This is a genomic window from Stenotrophomonas sp. a6, from assembly GCF_030913325.1.
Taxonomy (GTDB): domain Bacteria; phylum Pseudomonadota; class Gammaproteobacteria; order Xanthomonadales; family Xanthomonadaceae; genus Stenotrophomonas; species Stenotrophomonas maltophilia.
Genome location: NZ_CP133161.1, coordinates 1,314,847 through 1,335,484, shown reverse-complemented (window position 1 = coordinate 1,335,484; position 20,638 = coordinate 1,314,847). Strand labels below are relative to the sequence as shown.

6 protein-coding genes are annotated in these 20,638 nt (G+C 65.6%); 4 read left to right on the top strand and 2 right to left on the bottom strand.

What is annotated here, in order from left to right:
• Positions 1–381: 381 nt before the first annotated feature.
• Both Q9Q79_RS06170 and Q9Q79_RS06165 read right to left on the bottom strand, forming a co-directional pair.
• Positions 382–11,652 (bottom strand): hemagglutinin repeat-containing protein, encoded by an 11,271-nt coding sequence (locus Q9Q79_RS06170; protein WP_286245570.1) that lies wholly within the window; start codon positions 11,650–11,652, stop codon positions 382–384.
• Between the two features lie 21 nt (positions 11,653–11,673).
• Positions 11,674–13,350 (bottom strand): ShlB/FhaC/HecB family hemolysin secretion/activation protein, encoded by a 1,677-nt coding sequence (locus tag Q9Q79_RS06165; RefSeq protein WP_236672557.1) that lies wholly within the window; start codon positions 13,348–13,350, stop codon positions 11,674–11,676.
• 364 nt (positions 13,351–13,714) lie between these two features.
• Between Q9Q79_RS06165 and Q9Q79_RS06160 the strand changes: the two genes are divergently transcribed.
• The 4 genes from Q9Q79_RS06160 to Q9Q79_RS06145 all read left to right on the top strand — a co-directional run bounded on the left by Q9Q79_RS06160 (position 13,715) and on the right by Q9Q79_RS06145 (position 20,615).
• Positions 13,715–14,107, top strand: coding sequence for a barstar family protein (locus Q9Q79_RS06160; RefSeq protein ID WP_005408640.1), 393 nt, complete (start codon positions 13,715–13,717; stop codon positions 14,105–14,107).
• A 135-nt stretch (positions 14,108–14,242) separates the two neighbouring features.
• Entirely contained in the window at positions 14,243–16,834 is a 2,592-nt protein-coding gene (mutS, locus tag Q9Q79_RS06155; RefSeq protein ID WP_099561621.1) for a DNA mismatch repair protein MutS, read from the top strand.
• 238 nt (positions 16,835–17,072) lie between these two features.
• Entirely contained in the window at positions 17,073–18,791 is a 1,719-nt protein-coding gene (locus Q9Q79_RS06150; RefSeq protein WP_227415825.1) for a wall associated protein, read from the top strand.
• Between the two features lie 312 nt (positions 18,792–19,103).
• Positions 19,104–20,615: a catalase gene (locus Q9Q79_RS06145; protein ID WP_012479536.1), complete on the top strand. Its 1,512-nt coding sequence runs from the start codon at positions 19,104–19,106 to the stop codon at positions 20,613–20,615.
• The last annotated feature ends 23 nt before the right edge of the window (positions 20,616–20,638 follow it).

Genomic DNA, 20,638 nt, shown 5'->3' with positions numbered 1-20,638 from the left:
CAAAATAGCCCCGCCATTACGATGAATGCTTTTAGACCTCCAAACAAGGCCACTATTGCCAACCTGTCGATGCCGCACCGCAGGTCTGACAGCGAATCCTATTTTCACTTCGAACTTCGAATTACGAATACTTACAAATATTCATCCGAAACATTCTTAAGCTGCTCCTCCCAGTTCCATTGATCTGGGCGCATCTTCGGCTCCTCCCACCGGGCCCCTTCGGCGATCCACTTTTCCCTGTATTTTAGGCACGACACTCTGTTGCAATCTTGATAGCCATGCTCGACCCCACAGCAAGCGCACAGCTCAAAATCGGGGGTCTTCCCGTCCTCACCCCAATGGGGCGCATCGGAAATGTAACCACAGATTCGACAACTTAACTCATTGTGCATTGAAGTAGTCCAGATTTGATGGGTAGTTGTGGGTTGCAGGGTCCGGCTTGAACATTGTCTTTGGCGTACCGTCGGCAGCCCTCACACCAAATACACCAGTCGTCGGATTATAAAGAATCGTGTCACCATTTTGACGAATTTTCTGCAGCGTTCCAGGCGGTGGAGAGTCAAAGAACTTTCTCGCCCCAACGTAGTAGTCGATCGCACTGTTGAATTCTGGGAATTCATTCTTGTGCTTGACCCAATGACTGTAAGCGTTTTGAACAGGTGTTTTTGAATTCGTCGAGCTCCAAAGTGGACGACCAGCTCGGGCTATCACGGCGTCGGATTGCGTAGCAGAAGCCTTCACAGCCTGCGCAGCGAGAGTCTCCGCAATTTCCGCTGCAACCTTGGCCCCCGGCACCTTGGTGAAAATAAGAAGAGGCGCAGCTGCAAGGCTTGCAGACTCGCCATCCCCCTTCAGTACATTTTTTACTACTGAGCCCCACCCCCCGATTTCTCCACTGAAAGTTTCGAGGATCATCACTCCATCGCGGCCACGAGCACTCGTGGCGAGCTCAGCGAGCTGCCGATTGTAGTCCAGCCTCAACGCCGCTTCGGTTTTCCCACCGTCCAGCAGTGCTTCCGTCAGCAGACTGAATTCCGCTCGTCGGGTGCCAAGCATATCCTTGTACAGGCTGTGGTCATTGCGGCGGCCATTGTCCAGTTCAATGAATCCTTCGTGCTGCTGACCATCGGGACCAACGAACGCCATTGGGTTTGAGCCGATGAAGCTTGACGCAGCAGCGTCTGACTTGTAGGAGCCATATATGTCATCTACGCGTGCGTAGGCTTCGCGCAAGAGACGCCCCCGCGCCACCTTGACCTGATCGGCACTACAGCTTTCCCCGCATCCGAACAGCAGATTGGCGAAGTCCTTTGCCTTTGCGGCCAGGAAATTGATTTCATCAGGGTGCAACTGTCGATTGAACTGATCACCCAGCAACGCCGTGCCCGCACCATCGGTACCACCCACGACCCCGCCCAACGCAGCACTGGCCAGTTCGATCAAGCTGTTGAACTCACCACTTCGCGGATCCATGCCCTGACCGGTAAGGAAGCGTGTCATCGCCTCCTTGGCCAGCGCGGCACCGGTGGCACCCGCAGCGGCGCCGCCAATATCGCCGCCACTCAATGCTGCAACGGCAGCGCCTGTCAGGCCGTGCAGCAGGACCTTGTTGCGCCCGCTTTCACCCCACTCACTGATCCGCCGCAGGGCATCGGCCTCGGCCTCGGCATCGCCATTGGCGCGCGCAACTTCCAGGTCCACCTTGGCCTGCGCACTCTTCCTGGAAGCCAGATTGCCGACGGCCTTGAAGCCGATCTCCCCCAGGATCTGCGTGAGCTCCTGCCGCTCCTGAACCATCTTCTCGTCGAAGATGGGCGCAAATCCATTGGCGTTGTCCAAACCGGTTACGCCGCGCTGCAGGTCTGCCAGCGTGCTGTTGTCTCCATTTCGGATGTCGATCGAGCCGTCGGCCACGCCGCTTCGCGTGGTGGAGCTCTTGCTGTCACCCGTTGGCAGGCCCGGCATCACCGAGGGGTTGAAATTGAACCCGTCTGAAGGGCTCCCGCCGCCACTGGTACCGCCACTGATCGAGGCGGAAAGGAACTCCGCCCGGTTCTTGAGATCCTCAACCGTCAAGCTGCCCGTCGACAGCAGATTCTTCGAGGGATCCGCGGTGCTTGCGATGACGGCCCCGACCAGATGCGTGTTGCCCCCCACCTGCAACTGGAAGCCCCCGTCGCCGGCGGCGATTCCCGTCTGCTCTCGGACGCTACGGTAGTCACTGTCGATCATGGCGGCACTGCCGCTAGCACTACCCTCGAAGCCATAGCCAATCGTGGCTTCACCTTTCGCCGCAAGCTGCTGGCTCTTGTATCTATCCGTGTCCTGTTCTGTGCGCAACGTCAGATTGCCCGCCACCTGACCGATAACCTGGTTGGCAACCAGCTGTGCACCCTGCAGAGTCGTGTCTCCACCACTCGCAAACGTAAGGCGATCCCCGGCCTTGATGGTGCTTTCGTTATGGATGGTGCCGTTCCCGTCGGCCTTGCCACGCGCGGCATTGGCACCAACATAGACACCGATCGCAGCACCGCCGCCGCTGCTTCCACTGATCGCAACACCGATCTCTCCACCCTGGGACTGGTTTCTGCTGTCCTGGGCGTAGCGATCCTCGCTGCTTCTGACAACCAGATCCCTGGCAGCCACGAGGTCCACATTGCGACCGGACACGTTGCTGCCCACCACCGTCAGATCACCGCCTGTGGCTGCGATGACCACATCGCCATCACTGTGCAATGTGCTGCCACGATGGGTTGTCTGCTCCATCGTCGTTTCCGACTGGGATCGCTGGGTTCCTGCCGTCACGCGGACGTTCAATCCGGCGCCGCCACCGCCGTCGCCCGACTGCTGCCCCGCAGCCTGGGCTACCGCAACTGCACCCTGGGCCGCCTTGTACGCATATAGCGCCTTGAGGCGATCATCTTCGACCTCGCCTGCACGCTTGGCATAGGCATACACAGCGCGTGCACTTTGAATCGTATCAACGGTCGCGCCGCCCACGGCAACATTCAGACCGGACTGCCTGAAGTAATTCCTGTCGTTGTACTCCGAGTACTGTTCTGCCGAATCGATACGCACATCCTTGCCAAGCAACGTCATTCCGTTCCTGGAGAGCACATCGGAGCCCCCGATGTGCAGCGTTTCGCCCGCAGTCAGCGTCACGCTGCCCAGCGCGCTGCCGACGATGCTTCCTTCTGCGATCGTTTCGGTGAGGGAACTGCTGTTGCCGCTGCTTCGGCTACCGAACGTAACCCCGAAGCTGCCATTCATCCCTCCAAGCAGCCCGGACTTCTTGCGATCGCTGCTGTGCTGTTCGGAATGAGTGGACTCCGCAGCAACAATACTGAGATTGCCCTTGGCAGCCATCACTACGTCGCCGGTGGCCGCAATCTTGGCGCCCTCAGCTGTGATGTCACGACCTGCGCCGATGCTGACCCGCTCACCCGACAGAACCGTGCCAACGGCTAGTACGTCCTGGGTTGCATCGTGCGTTGCGGTACGCGTAGTGGAAGTGAGTCCTCGCTTCTTGCGCTGCGTATCCTGCTCCCAGGTGTGCTCTTCCTGCGTGGATTTCAGATTCACATCACGGCCGGCACCAATGCTGATCGCGTCCTGTTCGCTTCGTACCTCTGCGGCTACCAGGTTCACATCGCGCCCTGCACTGAGTGCGATTCCGCCGTCAGCAGACAACTGACTGCCGCGCACCATCTCATCACGCTGGCTGACCTGCAGCGAGCTGCGCTTGCCCGCACTGGAGAAATCGCGGCTTTCGCTGTCCACCAGCGCCTGGCTGTTGATGTCCCCACCGGCCTGCAATGCCAGACCTCCCGCCGCTTTGATCTGCGCGGCGGCCAGGTTGATGTCCTTGCCAGCGGCCAGCACCACATCGCCAGCGCCCTGCACCGAGCTGGCAGCATGTGTTGTCCTGCTGCTGCGCTGGTGGTTGCGCTCATCGAAGGTGGCGTCGCGGCGTTCCTCCAGCGCAATCGCGCCAACATCCAGAGTGCCGCCTGCGGCCAGCTGGGTAAGGCCGTCGGCGCCGGCGTTGCGGATCTGTGCGGCCTGCAGGCTGATGTCACCGCCAGCCACCACCGACAGCATGCCGTCGCCACTGGGGTTGGTCACATACAGACCAGCAACCCGATCAATGCGGTTGGTCTCGTACTGGTAGGTGCCACCGCCCCGCTGTGTCTCCACCGTGGAGGCCACCGTGACATTGCCCGCGGCCTTGACCGACAGCGCATCGGTGGCCGTCACGGTGGCACCGGCAACGCGGATGTCCTTGTCCGACGACAGCCCGACGTACTGGCCGGAAATGCTGCCACCCAGATGCTCGATGTTGCCTGCATCGATGGTTACCAGCTTGCGGCCGGCGATGTTGCCGGTGTTGACCAGGCCATTGCCCAGTTTGATATCGACATTGGCGCCGGCCAGCAGTGCACCCTGCCCGTCCAGATCGCCCGGGCGCAGGCGCAGGTAGACCTGCGGCACCAGCGCGGTGGTGGTGCTGCCATCGGCCAGGGTGACAGTCTGTTCGACCAGCCAGACGATGTCACTGGTCAGCTGTGCCATCTGAGCTTCGGTCAGCGCCACGCCGGGGCGCAGGCCCCATTCGCTGGCCACCGTGGCACCAGCCTCCAGCAGCGCGCGGTATTGCGCCTCGTCACTGGCGTAGCCGTCGAGGAAGCGGCGACCGGTCAACTGGCCGATCTGCTCACGCACCAGCTTCTGCTCGTAGTACCCATCACCCAGCCGCTTCTGCACGGTATCGGGCGAGTAGCCCATCTGGCCCAGCAGGTGGTCCGAGCTCAGCCAGGTCTTGTGGTCGGTGAAGCGCGGATCGGTCTCGACCAGGTAGTGGCCACCGTTGGGATTGACGTTGAACAGGCTGGCGCTCGGCGCGCGCGTGTCCGGTGCGCCCATCGCGATGCGGTCCGGCGATCCGCCGCTGGCCGCAACCACGCGCGGCCCGGACGTGCCGCTGTTGCCGGTCACACCGCCGACGCTGCCGCCCTGCTGGGTGCCGGCGGCATCGGCCGCCTGCGCCAGCGCGCGTTTGGCACCGGTGCCGGTGGACTGGCCGGGCCCCTGCGCACCGCCATGGCCCGGCCCATCCGGCAGCGCCTTGGGCCCCTGCACGTTGAGGTTGGCCATGGCCGAACCGTTCTGCACGTTCGGTGCCTTGCGCCCCTGGTTGAGGTTGCTCAGGTCACCGACATCGATGCTCAACGTGCCGTTGGCGGTAATCTGGCCCCCCAGCTGGCCGATCTTTTCGGAGATGGGCTCGGCGGTCCATTGCGTTCGGGTGCCGTCGTAGGCGATGGAGGTGTTGTTGAAGGTATGCGTGCGGAACAATTCGAGACCGACGTTACTGACACGGCTGTCGGCGCCGTGACCGACGATCTGCAGATTGCCGCCCGCAGCAATCTGCGCGTAGCGGTTGTTCAGCTCGTCCACCGACAGGCGCATGTTGCCGCCGGAACGGATCACCGCATCGGCACCGGCACCGGGCTGCAGCTGGTCCTCATGGGCCACGTGGTGAGCAACGCGCTTTTCTTCATTGAGGCCGTGTTCCTGCGTGTGCTGGCGGCGACCGACGATGGTCGCATCGGGATTGCTCAACGACGCCGGGGTGATGAACTGGATGCAGGTAGTGCTGCAGGTGCCGTAGGCGCTGGAGAACGTCAGGCGGTCGTTCTGGTAGGTGAACTTCTCCTTCGACTTGAGCACGTCGAACGGATCGCCGCCCGGCACCTGGTCCGGATTGGCGGCAGTGCCCTTGCTCACGTAGTAGATCGTGACGGTGCCGTTGACCGGATCCATGCGCCAGCGCTCACCGCGCACGTCATAGCCCAATCCACCAGAGCCGAAGAAGAAGCGCGAGGTGCTCGCGGTCAGGCGAACCACCGCCTTGCCCAGGCGGGTGCCGTCCGGCGCAATGTAGGGCTCGTCCTGCAGCACGTCTTCCGGCGCGATGTAGTAGAACTCCCAGGCCTTGTAATTGCTGGTATCGCTGACCGTGCCTGCGGTGTTCTTCGAGTTCTTCTGCCATGCCGCCACCATCATGTTGACGGTAGTGTCGATGGTCTTGACCTGGGTCGGGGCGATCGCCACGTTCTCGCGGATGTTGTTGACCACCTGCGCATCGATGGACAGATTGCTGCCCACATCGATGACCGAGCTGATGTTGTCGATCCGCCCTGCAATGCCGCTGGCGATCCGGTCGGCGCCGAGCGCGCCACCGATGGCCGCATCACCGCCGCTGTAGATCAGGCCCTTGCCGGTGTTCTGCAGTTCGCGCACGCTCAGGTCCAGCCGCTCGCGTGCGGCCACGGTGCCGACCCGGGTGGCACCACCGGTCTCTTCGGCGCGGTTCTTCAGCACGCCGGTGGAGATCGCCACGTGGTCACCGTAGATGCGCCCGGTGCCGAGATTGTCGATCTCGCCGGCCTCCAGGTGCGTCAGCGCGCCATCGATCAGGCCGCGGTTGGTCAGCTGGCCACGGGCATTGAGGTGGGTCGTACCCTGGCTGGAGATCTCACCCGAGGCTGCGTTGGTGATGTTCTGGGCGTTGAGGTCGAGGTTGCCACCGCGCACGACACCCTGGTTGTCGAGGTCGCCGGACAGGTTCAGCGACAGCGTGCCGTTGGCGATCCATTCGCCACGGTGGCGCATGCCCTGCTGCAGGGTGAGGCCGAGGTCACGCTGCGCATGTACCTGGCCATCTTCGCTGAGCGCACGTGCCACCAGGCTCTGGCTGCCATCAGCGCGCAGCAGGCCACCGCTGTTGGCGACGTTGTCCGCCTGGCTGTCCAGGTTGCCGCCGGTGCTGATCACGCCACCGGTGTTCTGCAGCTGGCCGTTGATCTGCAGCCGCGCACTGCCGTCGATGACGACCTGGCCCTGGCTGTTGTCCAGCCACTGTGCACCGAACTGCAGCTGGCCCGCCTGCAGCCCACGCGTGCCGTCACCGCCACGGGTGTTGCGGTTGTCCACGCTGGCGGCCGTGAGGGTCAACCGCTGGCCGGCCGCGATCGCGCCGGCGGCGTTGTCCACGTGCCCGTCGAGGGTCAGGTCGAGGTTGCGTCCGGCCTGCACGCGACCACCGGCATTGACCAGGCTCGCCGCCCGCAGCGAAAGATCCGCAGCGCTGGCAAGTGTTCCACCGGCACTGTTGTCAACGCGGGCCAGCAGCAGACGCGCATCGCCTTGTGCATTGACTGCGCCGCCACGGTTGTCCAGCACACCGCCTTCCAGCTGCAGCTTCCCGGCCGCCAGCAGCCCACCGCTGCCGGCCGTGAAACGGTTGTCGATGTCCTGCCCGGCCGTGTTGATGGTCAGGTCGGCCGCCGACTGCACGCGACCGCCCTGGTTGTCCAGAACGCCACTGTGCACACTCAGCGCGCCCTTCTGCGTACCCAGCGTGCCGGCGCGGTTGTCCAGCCGCTGGCCGCGGGTCTCGATGTCCAGCTGGCCACCCAGCAGCGTGCCCCGCTGGTTGTCCAGGCCGTTACCCTGCAGCTGCAGCCGTTCGCCGGCCTGCATCGCGCCGTCGCTGTTGTCCACGCCTGCCGCCGTGGTCACCGTCAGGTCCTTGCCAGCGACCAGGGTGCCGTGGCGGTTGTCGAGACTGCCGGCGTCCAGGGTCACCATGCCGGTGCTGGACAGCAGGCCCTGCTCGCCATTGTCGAGACGACCGTCAACGCCCAGCACCAGCGCGCTGCCGCCCGCGTGCACGGTGCCGCCCTGGTTACCAAGGCTGGCCGCGGTGACTGTGCCGGCACCGCCGAGCAGGATCCGGCCCTTCTGGTTGTCCAGCGCCTGGCCGATCGCCAGCGTGGAGTGCCCGGTGCCTGCGCCCTGCAGCGTGCCCTGCGCATTGTTCAGCTGCTGCGCGATGACATCCAGCGCGCCATTGCTGGCGAGTGAACCGCCGCGATTGTCCAGCATACCCTGTACGCGCAGGCGCAGCGCATTGTCACCGGTTGCGGTGAGCGTGCCACCGGCGGTGGTCAGGGTGTCGGCGCTGATGGCGACGCGACGCGCCGAGGTGGTCGCTCCACTCAGATCGAGCGAGGCGCCATCCAGCACGAAGCTGCCGTTGCTGAGCACGCTGCCGCCCTTGCCCAGCAGGGCCTGCGCCGAGACCTGCAGCTGGCCACTGCCGGCGTGCTGGATCCTGCCTGCACTGTTGTCCAGCGTCCGGGCCAGCAGGGTCAGGTCGCCATTGCTGGCCAGCGTGCCACCGGCATTGCCCAGCGCCGTCGCCTTGACGCGACTGGCGCCTTCGCCGCTGGCGATGATGCGGCCACCGGCGTTGTCGAGCGTGGTGGCCTCAAGGTCGAAGCGATCGGCGCCCAGCGTCGCGTCACGATGATCCACGTCGTCGGCGCGCAAGGTCAGTGTGGCCGAGGAGACCAGCGTGCCCTTGCTGCCGTCCAGGCGGCCGGTGGTGATGTCCAGGCCCTGGTTGCCGGCCTGGCGGATACTGCCGCCACTGTTGTCCAGCCGTGCGGCGGCGATCGTCAGGCGGTTGGCGTTGCTGGCGATCGTGCCTTCGTGATTGTCCAGCGCACCGACGATCTGCAACGTGCTGTCGGCCGTTCCGGCGCCGCTGAGCGTGCCCGTGCGGTTGATCAGTTCACCGGCCTGCACATCCAGTGCCCCGTTGCCGGCGATCGTGCCGCCACTGTTGTCCACGCCCTGCGCCACGTGCAGCCGCAGCGCGTCGTTGCCGGTCGCGCTGAGGTTGCCGCCGGTGTTGTCCAAGCGCTGCGCATCGATGGCAATGCGCTCTGCCTGGGTAGTGCTGCCGGCCCCCAGCAGCAGGTCGCCGCCCTCAAGTTCCAGCGCCGACTGGCTGAGGATGCGGCCGCCCGCACCCTGCAGGCTGTCGGCGCGGATCTGCAACGTACCGCCGCCGGCGTGTTCGATTGCACCGCTGCGGTTGTCCAGGCTTGCCGCCTGCAGCCGCAGATCACCGGTACCGGCCAGGCGGCCGCCGTTGCTGTTGTCCAAGCGCACTCGGGCCTGCACCTGCAACGCGCTGCTGCCTGCCGCCAGCACCTTGCCGCCCTGGTTGACCAGGCTGCCAACCTGCAGCTGCACCTGGCCATTGCCGGAGATGCCGCCGCCGCTGTTATCCAGCGTGTCGCGCACCGTCAGCGCCACGCCGTGCGTACCGGCCGACTGCAGCGTGCCCTTCTGGTTGTCGATGCGACCGGTGTCGATGCGCAGGCCGCCGTTGCCGACGATCTTGCCGCCCTGGTTGTCGAGCGCATCGCGTACGTCCAGTGCCAGCTCCGAGACACCCTGCGAGACGATCTGGCCCTGGCGGTTGCGCAGTGCCCTGGCGTGGATCTGCACACTCTGCGCCGACGTCGTACCGCCGCTCACATCCAGCTCGCCGCCGGACAGCACCAGTGCACCGTTGCTGAGCAGGCGCCCTTCGCTGCCACGCAGCGTATCGGCCTGCACGCTCAAGCTCCCGGTGCCAGCCTGCTGCACCAGGCCCTTGCTGTTGTCGAGCGTGGTCGCGGTCACTATCAGGTCGCCGTTGCCGGCCAACGTGCCACCTGCGCCGTTGTCCAGGTTCGACGCCTTCACCGAACTGGCACCGGTTCCGAGCGACAGCAGGCTGCCGCCGCGGTTGTCCAGCATGCCAGCCACGATGTCGAATCCCGCCGCACTGAGCGCACCGTTGCGCAGGTCGGCGTTGCCAGTCGTCCAGTGCAGGCGCCCCACCGTGCTCAGCCGTCCACCGGGACCAGCCCAGTCACCCGTGTCCAGCGTGAGGCCACCCTCACCGGCATGTTCAATGCGGCCACCGGCATTGCCGACCTGGCCTGCTTGCAGCGCCAACTGCGCGGCGTTGGTGGCCAGCAGGCCGCCGTCATTGTTGAACAGACCCTGCACCGTCCACGACGATGCCGCCTTGCCGGCGTGCCGCAGTTCACCCCCGCGGTTGTCGAGCGACTGCGCATCCAGCCGCAGGCCGCCGGCTACGCTCAGCGCACCCTTCTGGTTCGACAACAGGCCCACATGCAACGCGGCATCGCCATGCACCTGCAGCGTGCCGCCATCATTGCGCAGCTCGCCCCCAGCCTGCAGCGCGCTCACTCCCAGGCGACCGCCGCTGTTGTCGAGTCCGGCACGTGCGGCGAGCGATACCGCACCACCATTGGCGATGCTGCCGCCGTCATTGTCCAGCATGCCGGCGATGGCGATCAGGCCCTCGGCCATCGGTACCACTGGCGAGGTCGGCGTGCCGGTCGAGCCGCCGCCGGTACCCGGCGTCCCCGTACCCGGGGCACCGGTTCCCGGCGTTCCTCCGCCGCTGCCCGGCGACGTGCCGCCCCCTGGGCCACCGCCGTTACCACCGGACGCGACGGCATCCAGCGCACCCAGCAGACCGTTGCTGCGGTTGCGGGCCGCTTCGGCCTTGAGCGCCAGCGCCTGCACACCAGTCTGTTCAATGGTGCCGCCATGGTTGCGCAGGCCCTGCGCCTCGACCTGCAGGCGCTGTGCGTTGAGCTTGCCGCCGCTGTTGTCCAGCGTGCCGCCGGTGGTGATCGCAACCTCGCGCGTGGCGGCGATGGTGCCGGCATTTGCAAGATCACCGCGCGCCTGCAAGTGCACGTTCTGCAGTGACTGCAGTGCGCCGGTGTTTTCCAGGCGGCCGTCCACCGTCACCACCAGCTCACCGGCCTGCGCGCCGATGCTGCCGGCATTGCGCACGCCCACGCCGTGCTCGTTGCCGACCAGCCAGATCTTGTTGGCGAACATGCCGCCGAGAGCGCCCACGTCCAGCGCGAAGGTCGGTGCCTCGCCGTTGGCCGGGATCAGGCTGGCCTGGCTGTGGTCGGCATTGACCACGTTGTTGCCCAGCGTGGCCTGCAACTGGTTGGCCCAGATGCTGGCGTTGACCTTCAGTGACCGGGTGATCAGGTCGGTGTAGTCAGCGCGGCTGGTGTCCAGACCCTCTCCATCGATCTGGATCGCACCACCGGTGACGCGGTAGCCCTCCAGTGCCCCAGCACCCGTGAACATCGGCGTGCCGGTGGTCAGGGTCACGCGGCTGGCGTTGAGGAAGCCGCCGCCGTTGACCTGGATGCCGGCCGGGTTGGCGATGATCACCTCGGCGCGCTGCCCGGCCACTTCCACGTAGCCGTTGAGGCGGCTGGCCGGACCGTTCACTTCATTGAGGATGACCCGCGCACTGCCGGTGGCAAGCCACGGATTGCCCTGCACCCAGCCACCCAGCTGCGTCTGCATCTGGCCGCGGGCGTTGTTGAGGATGACGCCCTCGCGTCCGACATCGAACTGCGAATAGCGGTTGCGCGACACACCCGCCGCCGACGGCGTGGTGATGTTCACCATCGGCACACCGTTGGGGGCCGTCACCATCGTCGGCCGTTCACGGCCCGGCGCATTGGGGTCGGAAATGATGCGCGCATCGGACTGCGCCAGTGCAGGGGTTACCATGCTGACCCAGCCCAGTGAGCACATCAGTGCGAAGCCCAGCGGCGACAGCGCGGCGCTCTGCCGGCGCGGCACATGGCCGACCAGGCCACCGCCACCCTTCACCAGCTCCGACGCCACCTGCCAGACGCGCAGCGCGCGGTTGAAAACCAGACGATAGATAGTGTTCATGTCACGTGTCCTTGTGGCAGATCAGTAGCGCCAGGCCAGGCTGAAGCCGAATGTGGTGTAGTCGGTGGGGAAATGGGCGGGCTTGTGCAGTTCCGAACCGACGAAGCCATCCCAGGAAAGCTGCTGCCAGCCGCCGCGCAGGCCCAGCGCCATGCCCGCCAGGTCACGGCCGGACTGCCACTGCGCGGATGGGCCGCCGATGCGGCCGTAGTCGGCGGCGACGTAGAACTCCTGGCCACCGCCAATGCCCAGCGAAAGATCGTTGCGCAGCGACCAGCCGCGCTCACCGCTGAGCGAGCTTTCACCATCGAAACCGCGCACGGTATAGCGGCCGCCGATGGCGAAGCGGTCCTGTGGCGAGAGCGGCGTGCGGTTCCACTGCGCCCGCCATGCGGCGGTGTAGCGAAGGCGCTGCCTGCCCAGCTGGAACGGCACGCTGAACTGCGCGTCGGCGGTGATCAGCTTCATCCGCGAGGTCCCTTCCAGCGGCAGCGTCGGATCCCACTGCTGCGCCATCTCTTCTGGCGAGCGCAAGGCGTGGAAGGCCCCCGTGCCACGCCGGTAGGCCACGCTGGCATCGAGCGTGGCGTTGCCGATGAACTGCTTGTGGGTCAGGCCCAGTTCCCAGCCCGCGGTGCGGCGGCGCTGTACTTCGATCTCGGTATCGTCGATGTAGTTCTTCGACTCTCGCTGCCAGCCGCGCGCGTAGGCGCTGAACTTGACCTTGGCATTGCGCAGCAACAGCCGGTCTACCCGCGCTTCGGCGTTTTGGCTGCGGCCGCTGTAGTCATAGCTTTCAAAGGCACCAACCACGTTCTGGCTGTAGTCGTAAGCGCTGGCGGTGGCACCGAACAGCCAATACCCGTAGGGCACGTCGTAGTGCGCGGTCCAGCTGTTGGTGTCCTTGCCTCGGCCGTTGAACACGCCACGGCCGGCGCTGATGTAGAACAGCTCGTTCAGGCCCAGCGGATTGTCCAATGACAGCGTGGCATTGGCCTGCAGCTTGCCGGTGCCGCGGCTGCCGGCATCGTCCAGGGTGACGCTGGCGCGCACCGGTGAGCGCTGCGTCCAGTCGATCTGCAGGTCGCTCTGGCCTGGCGCCGCGCCCTCGCCGTCGGCCGGTGCGATCTTGATGTCGGCGCTCACGGTGGGCACGCGCTGCAGGTTCTCCAGCCCCTGCTCGATGTCGCGCAGGTTGAGCAGGCCGCCGCTGCGGATCGGCAGTGCATTGGCGAGGGCCGGATGCCGTCCCTGCGGGTCGGAGAACACGGCCTCGCGGAATCGGCCTGGCACCACCGACAACGTCAGCGTGCCCTGGTTGAGGTCCTGCGGTGCCGACAGCACCCGCGTGGTGACATAGCCGCGGGCGATGATCGCGTTCTGCACGCGCTTCATCACCACGTTGATGCCTTCGGTCCCCAGGCAACGGCCTGTGGCCGGATCGTCGACCGGGTCGGCAGCCGCCAGTGCCCAGCCGAAGCGCTGGCTGTCCTCGACTTCCAGCACGATGCGATCGATGCGCACGCAGGGGCGCTCCTGCGCCGGCAGGCGGTCGCCCTCCTTCTGCGCGTTCCGCTCCAGGCGGACGTCGGGGCGTTGTTCCTGCTGCTCGCGCAGCACGCGTTCGCGTTCCTGTTGCCTCAGCAGTTCCTGCGCGGCTGGATCACCGGTCTGCTGGGCGGCAACACCGAAGGTCATGCCAAGCAACACCACCCACCCACCACCACGGCACGCCTGTCGTGCCCGCTTCTTCCCTGACCGCACAGTGTTTTCCTGATATTGATGCAGGCCGTCAGGCGCTCTGTCCGGAAAAGGACAAGGCATCGACGTGCCGGCTTGATTCGGGTCTGCCGACGCACAGGCGACAGCACGCCGCTACGCGAAGCGCAGAAAGGCGCAAAGGGTATCGGCCGCCTCAGGAACTTCTATAGGAAAGATTGCAAATTCAGTCGACTGCGGGGCAACACGCCGCAAACGCCCGGGACGCTGCGCGTTCGGGCCATGGCGCGAACCCTGGTACTACAGCACGCCAGCTTCCGCCTGCTGACGCTACAGTCGCCGCATGACCATCGTCCTACAGATTGAAGGCGCCGCCATCAATGACATCCCCAGCCTGTACGCGGAGATCAACCGCGTGTTCATGGCCGGCGAGAACTGGCAGCTCGGGCCAAGCCTGGACGCCCTGGATGACCTGCTGCATGGCGGCTATGGGGTGTTGGCCGGCCACGACCGGGCCACGGTGATCTGGGGTGATATCGAGCACAGCCGCGCCGCACTGGGACGAACTACCACATGTCAGTGGCTGCAGTCCAAGCTGGAAGCCCCGGGCACCTTCAATAGGCGGACCATTGCGCTCCAGCTGGACGCCCTGCAACGAGGCCAGGGCCAGACCTACTTCGAGATCGTAATGGAGATCTTCGCAAGCCACCGGCAGATCACCCTGGTTCCGGCCTGACTGTGTGCTCCGCACGGGCAATGCCCACCAACCGCAGCGGCGCCCACCGGCCCCAGCAGTTACCATGGACGGCCCTGTACCCGCTCCGCTGCCGCTGCCGCCCGGCGTGGCCGGACGCCCTGATCCACGAGTCCCATGTCAAAAGACAAGTCCGCCGAACACACCCCGCTGATGAAGCAGTTCTTCGCAGCCAAGTCCGACTACCCGGACCTGCTGCTGTTCTTCCGCATGGGCGACTTCTACGAGCTGTTCTACGACGACGCGCGCAAGGCCGCGCGGCTGCTCGACATCACCCTGACCCAGCGTGGCAGCTCCGGCGGCGCACCGATCCCGATGGCCGGCGTGCCGGTGCATGCCTACGAAGGCTACCTGGCACGGCTGGTGGCGCTGGGCGAGTCGGTGGCGATCTGCGAGCAGATCGGCGACCCGGCGCTCGCCAAGGGCCTGGTCGAACGCAAGGTGGTGCGCATCGTCACCCCCGGCACGGTCACCGACGAAGCGCTGCTGGACGAGCGCCGCGACACCCTGCTGATGGCGTTGTCGCGCAGCAAGCAGGGCTACGGCCTGGCCTGGGCCGACCTGGCCGGTGGCCGCTTCCTGGTCAACGAAGTGGAGACCGACGACGCCCTGGAAGCCGAGCTGGCACGGCTGGAGCCGGCCGAGCTGCTGGTGCCCGACGAGGAGAACTGGCCGGAGTTCCTGCGCCAGCGCACCGGCGTGCGCCGCCGTGCGCCGTGGCTGTTCGACGCGGACAGCGGCCGCCGCCAGCTGCTGAACTTCTTCAAGCTGCACGATCTGAGCGGCTTCGGTATCGATGACAAGTCCCGTGCCACCGCCGCCGCCGGCGCCCTGCTCGGCTATGTCGAGGAAACCCAGAAGCAGCGCCTGCCGCACCTGACTTCGATCGCGATGGAAACCGCCGGCGAGGCGATCGCGATGAACGCCGCCACCCGCCGCCACCTGGAATTGGACACGCGTGTCGACGGTGATACCCGCAATACCCTACTGGGCGTGCTCGACAGCACGGTGACACCCATGGGTGGGCGCCTGCTGCGCCGCTGGCTGCACCGCCCGCTGCGCCTGCGCGAGGTGCTGGTGCAGCGCCACCACGCGGTGGAAACCCTGATCGATCGCGGTGCGGACGCCGACATCCGCGAGCAGTTCCGCCGCCTCGGCGATCTGGAACGCATCCTCACCCGCGTCGCGCTGCGCTCGGCGCGCCCGCGCGATTTCTCAACCCTGCGTGACGGCCTGGGCCTGCTGCCGGCGGTGCGCGAAGTGCTGGCCCCGCTGGACTCGCCGCGCCTGCAGGCCCTGCATGCGGCGCTGGGCGAACACGACGCGTGCGCGCAGCTGCTGGCCAGCGCCATCGCCGAGATGCCGCCGCTGAAGCTGAGCGACGGCGGCGTGCTGGCCGATGGCTTCGATGAAGAACTGGACGAGCTGCGCCGGCTGTCCACCCATGCCGACCAGTTCCTGGTCGACCTGGAACTGCGCGAGCGCGAGAGCAGCGGTATTCCCACCCTGAAGGTGGGCTACAACCGCGTTCACGGCTACTACATCGAAATCAGCAAGGGCCAGTCCGATCGTGCGCCGGTGCACTACACCCGCCGCCAGACGCTGACCAATGCCGAGCGCTACATCACCGAAGAACTGAAGGCATTCGAGGACAAGGTGCTGTCCGCGCGCGACCGTTCGCTGTCGCGCGAGAAGTACCTGTACGAGCAGCTGCTGGACACCCTTGGCGACCAGCTGGAACCGCTGAAGCAGTGTGCCGCTGCGCTGAGCGAACTGGACGTGCTGGCCGCCTTCGCCGAACGCGCGCAGGCGCTGGACTGGGCGCGCCCGGAGCTGCAGGCCGAGCCGTGCCTGAAGATCGAACGCGGCCGCCATCCAGTGGTCGAAGCGGTACGCGAACAGCCGTTCGAACCCAATGACCTGGACCTGCATCCGGACCGTCGCATGCTGGTCATCACCGGCCCGAACATGGGCGGTAAATCGACCTACATGCGGCAGAACGCGCTGATCGTGCTGCTGGCCCACATCGGCAGCTTCGTGCCGGCCAGCCGGGCGGTGATCGGCCCGATCGACCGCATCCTGACCCGCATCGGCGCCGGCGACGACCTTGCCCGCGGGCAGTCGACCTTCATGGTCGAGATGGCCGAGACCAGCTACATCCTGCACCACGCCACCGCCCATTCGCTGGTGCTGATGGACGAGATCGGCCGTGGCACGTCCACCTACGATGGCCTGGCGCTGGCCGACGCGGTGGCCCGCCACCTGGCCTACCAGAACCGCTGCTACACGCTGTTCGCCACCCACTACTTCGAGCTGACCGCGCTGGCCGACGAACAGCACGAGGGCGGCCGCAGCGGCATCGCCAACGTGCACCTGGACGCGGTCGAGCACGGCGAAGCGCTGGTGTTCATGCACGCAGTGAAGGACGGCCCGGCCAACCGCAGCTTTGGCCTGCAGGTGGCCGCACTGGCCGGCCTGCCGCGCGCCACCGTGGCGCAGGCACGGCGTCGCCTGGCCGAGCTGGAACAGCGCGGCGCTGAAAGCCACGCCGCCGAGCTGGCGCCGCAGGCGCTGGATGCCCCGCAGCAGTTCGGGCTGTTCGCGGCGCCGTCCAGCAAGGCGCAGGAAGCGCTGGCGGCGATCGATCCGGACGAACTGACGCCGAAGCAGGCGCTGGAAGCGCTGTACCGGCTGAAAACGCTGCTGTAAGTGCGCCTGGCCAGGGGGCACCATGCCCCCCTGGAAGCCACCGCGGAGAATCCTGCATACTCGGCCACGCAGACCGCCACAGGGGAGCTGGGGCGCCGTTCCGCACAGTCACTGAAACTGCGATCCCAGCGGCATGCAATGGGGCCGGGCAACATGCCGCGGCATCGAAGCGAGGGGATTCGATCACGAGGGAACGAACATGCGGCGTACGGTTCTAGCGTTGTTGCTGGTGTGTGGCGTGGCCGATGCACAGGAATTCGTAAGCAGCGAGCGTACCTACGACGAACGCCTGCGGGGTGCGCGGGTCGCGGCGCTCGGCGATGATCTGTTTGGTGATTCCCTAAACAGGAAGGATGGCACGCTGCAGTTCTCGCAGACCGATGTCGTGGTGCCGACCAGCAGTGGAATGCGGGTCGCATTCACCCGCACAACGCCGAAGCAGAAACAGGGACTGGATCGCGCTGCCGCCCCGCTGGGGGCGTCCTGGGAGATCGATGCCCCCTACATGATGGGCTCCTACGATCAACGCCGGGGCTGGAATGCGGCGGGCGGCGGCCGCTGCAGCGGCAGCAACCTGTCCCCGACCGAGTGGGTGGGCCCGTCACCGGACTTCAACACCCGGGTCATCCCGAAGCACACCTATTGGAGCGGCATCTTCATCAACCTCCCTGCGGTCGGTTATGAATCCCTTTTGCTGAAGGAAGCAGGGGCAAGCCTGCCCCAGGATGGGGCAACCTACATTGGCACCTCGGCCAGCCAGTGGCGCGTCAGCTGCCTGCCAGCCATCAGGAATGGAACCGGCGAAGGTTTTGTGGTGCGGACCACCGATGGCACCCGTTACTTCTTCGATTGGATGGCGGTCCGCGACCAGCACGACGTGCTGGCCAACGAGTACTATCGTGATGGCAATGGCAATGGCACATCGCAGCCCTACCTGCTGGTTCCGGTCGTCGATGTCTTCCTCTACGCGACACGTGTCGAGGACCGCCACGGCAACTGGGTCAGTTACAGCTACGACGGTGCCAACCCGACCCGCCTGCTGGCGATCATTTCCAATGACGGAGCCCGGATCGATATCGACTATGACGCGCAGGGCAAGATCGGCGCCGTCCGGGCCGGGGATCGCACCTGGCGTTACAACTACGTCGACAGCTACTGGGGGCGCACGCTCAACGAAGTCGTACTTCCCGACCAGTCGCGCTGGACCTTCTCCACCGACCGCCATGTGGGCGCCATGCCGTGGACGATGGTGCCCCCCGTCCTGAATCCAGGCTTCTACATGAATTCCTGCGCGCAGAATGCAACGGGATTCCGCTCGGAAGATGCCGGCGACCCGGCCTTCAACGATGTGATCACCATGCGCCATCCCAGCGGCGCACAAGGGGTGTTCTCGCTTCGCCAGTTGATCCACGGATCGGACAACACGCCTGGCAGCTGCGGCATCATCGGCACTAGTTCCTCCAACTTCGGGTTTGGCTCATTCGGCATTCCCAATGCCTACATGGCCAAGTCGCTGGTATCCAAGACCCTGTCCGGGCCCGGCATCCAGCCCGCCTCCTGGACGTACACATACTCACCACACTGGTCATTCACCGGTGGCTGCACCTCCAACTGCGTTTCAACAACCTGGGAAAACCGGCCCGACGGCGTGCAGGCCGAGTATGTCTTCGGCAACGACTACACCGCCAACATCGGCGACCTGCAGATCGAGCGCCTTCGCCGTGCCGGCCTGGTGGTACAGGAAACCCGGTATGTGAAGGCAGCCGCATCGGGGCCCTACCCCGCACGCTATGGAACGCAACTGGCGCCACGCGGGAATCCGCTGACCACCCAGATCCGGCCGATGCAGGACACCCAGCTGCGCCGGGACGGGATGCTTCATCGTCGTTATGTGGATGCATTCGACGGCCTAGCGCGCCCGGTGCGCATCGTCGAATCGAGCACTGCTGGCCCATGATCGGAGCGTGTCGGGACGCGAGCCGCCGGGCGACCGGAACAAGGCCCCGGCAATGAATTCCCGACAATCGATAGGCAAAAGCTATAGAAGTGAATGATTCATTCGATTATTCATTTCATCTGGCCCTAGCTAAAGTCGAGTGAAGATGTTCCACCCCGTCTTCACCCGCAGGAGCCAGCCATGAGCCAGTCCGATAACAACAGCCCCAAGTGCCCGTATCACACCGCGCCGTCGCCTGCGGAAGGCGCCCAGCAGCAGCGTGAACTGAGCACCACGCCCAAGCAGAAGCACGGCGATGATCCGGTCACGCCGATGACCACGGCCTTCGGCGCACCGGTGGTGGACAACCAGAACAGCAAGACCGCCGGCCCACGTGGCCCGCTGCTGATGGAAGACGTCTGGCTGCTGGAGAAGCTGGCCAACCTCAACCGCGAGATCATTCCCGAGCGCCGCATGCACGCCAAGGGCTCGGGCGCGTTCGGTACTTTCACCGTCACCCACGACATCAGCAAGTACACCCGTGCCAAGCTGTTCGAGAAGGTCGGCAAGCAGACCGAGATGTTCGCGCGCTTCACCACGGTGGCCGGCGAGCGTGGCGCCGCCGACGCCGAGCGTGACATCCGCGGCTTCGCGCTGAAGTTTTACACCGAAGAAGGCAACTGGGACCTGGTCGGCAACAACACGCCGGTGTTCTTCCTGCGCGACCCGCGCAAGTTCGCCGACCTCAACAAGGCCGTGAAACGCGACCCGCATACCAACCTGCGCAGCGCGCGCAACAACTGGGACTTCTGGACGTTGCTGCCCGAAGCCCTGCTGCAGGTGACCGTGGTGATGAGCGACCGCGGCATCCCGCGCAGCTTCCGCCACATGCACGGCTTCGGCTCGCACACCTACAGCTTCACCAACGCCGACAGCGAGCGCTTCTGGGTGAAGTTCCACTTCGTCAGCCAGCAGGGCATCGAATCGCTGACCGACGCGCAGGCGCAGATCCTGGTCGGCCATGACCGCGAAAGCCACGGCCGCGACCTGTTCGCCGCAATCGAGAAGGGCGACTTCCCGAAGTGGAAGCTGTTCATCCAGGTCATGCCCGAGCTGGAGGCGGAAACCTACCGCATCCATCCGTTCGACCTGACCAAGGTGTGGCCGAAGAGCGACTACCCGCTGATCGAAGTGGGCCAGTTCGAACTGAACCGCAACCCGGTCAACTGGTACCAGGACGTCGAGCAGTCCGCGTTCGCACCGAGCAATCTGGTGCCCGGCATCGGCCCGTCGCCGGACAAGATGCTGCAGGCACGCCTGTTCGCCTATTCCGATGCGCAGCGCTACCGCCTGGGCGTGAACCACCACCAGATTCCGGTGAACGCCGCACGCTGCCCGGTGCACAGCAACCACCGCGACGGTGCGATGCGCGTGGACGGCAACTACGGCGGCCTGCCGCACTACGAGCCGAACAGCTACGGCCAGTGGCAGGAACAGCCGCAGTACCGCGAGCCGCCGATGAAGATCCGCGGTGACGCCGACTTCTGGAATTTCCGTGAGGACGACGCCGACTACTTCAGCCAGCCCGGTGCGCTGTTCCGCAGCTACAACCAGGCACAGAAGGACCGCCTGTTCGCCAACACCGCCCGCGCCCTGGGCGATGCGCCGGACTTCATCAAGCAGCGCCACATCGACAACTGCAGCAAGGCCGACCCGGCCTATGGCGCTGGCGTTGCCGCAGCGCTGAAGGCGCTGGCCAGCCAGCCTTCGGATCCGTTCAAGCCGGCGCAGCCGGAAGCGGACTTCCCCACCGCGACCCCGGGCGCCGAAGACATCGAGCTCTGATCGCCCTGCCCCGTGAACAGCAC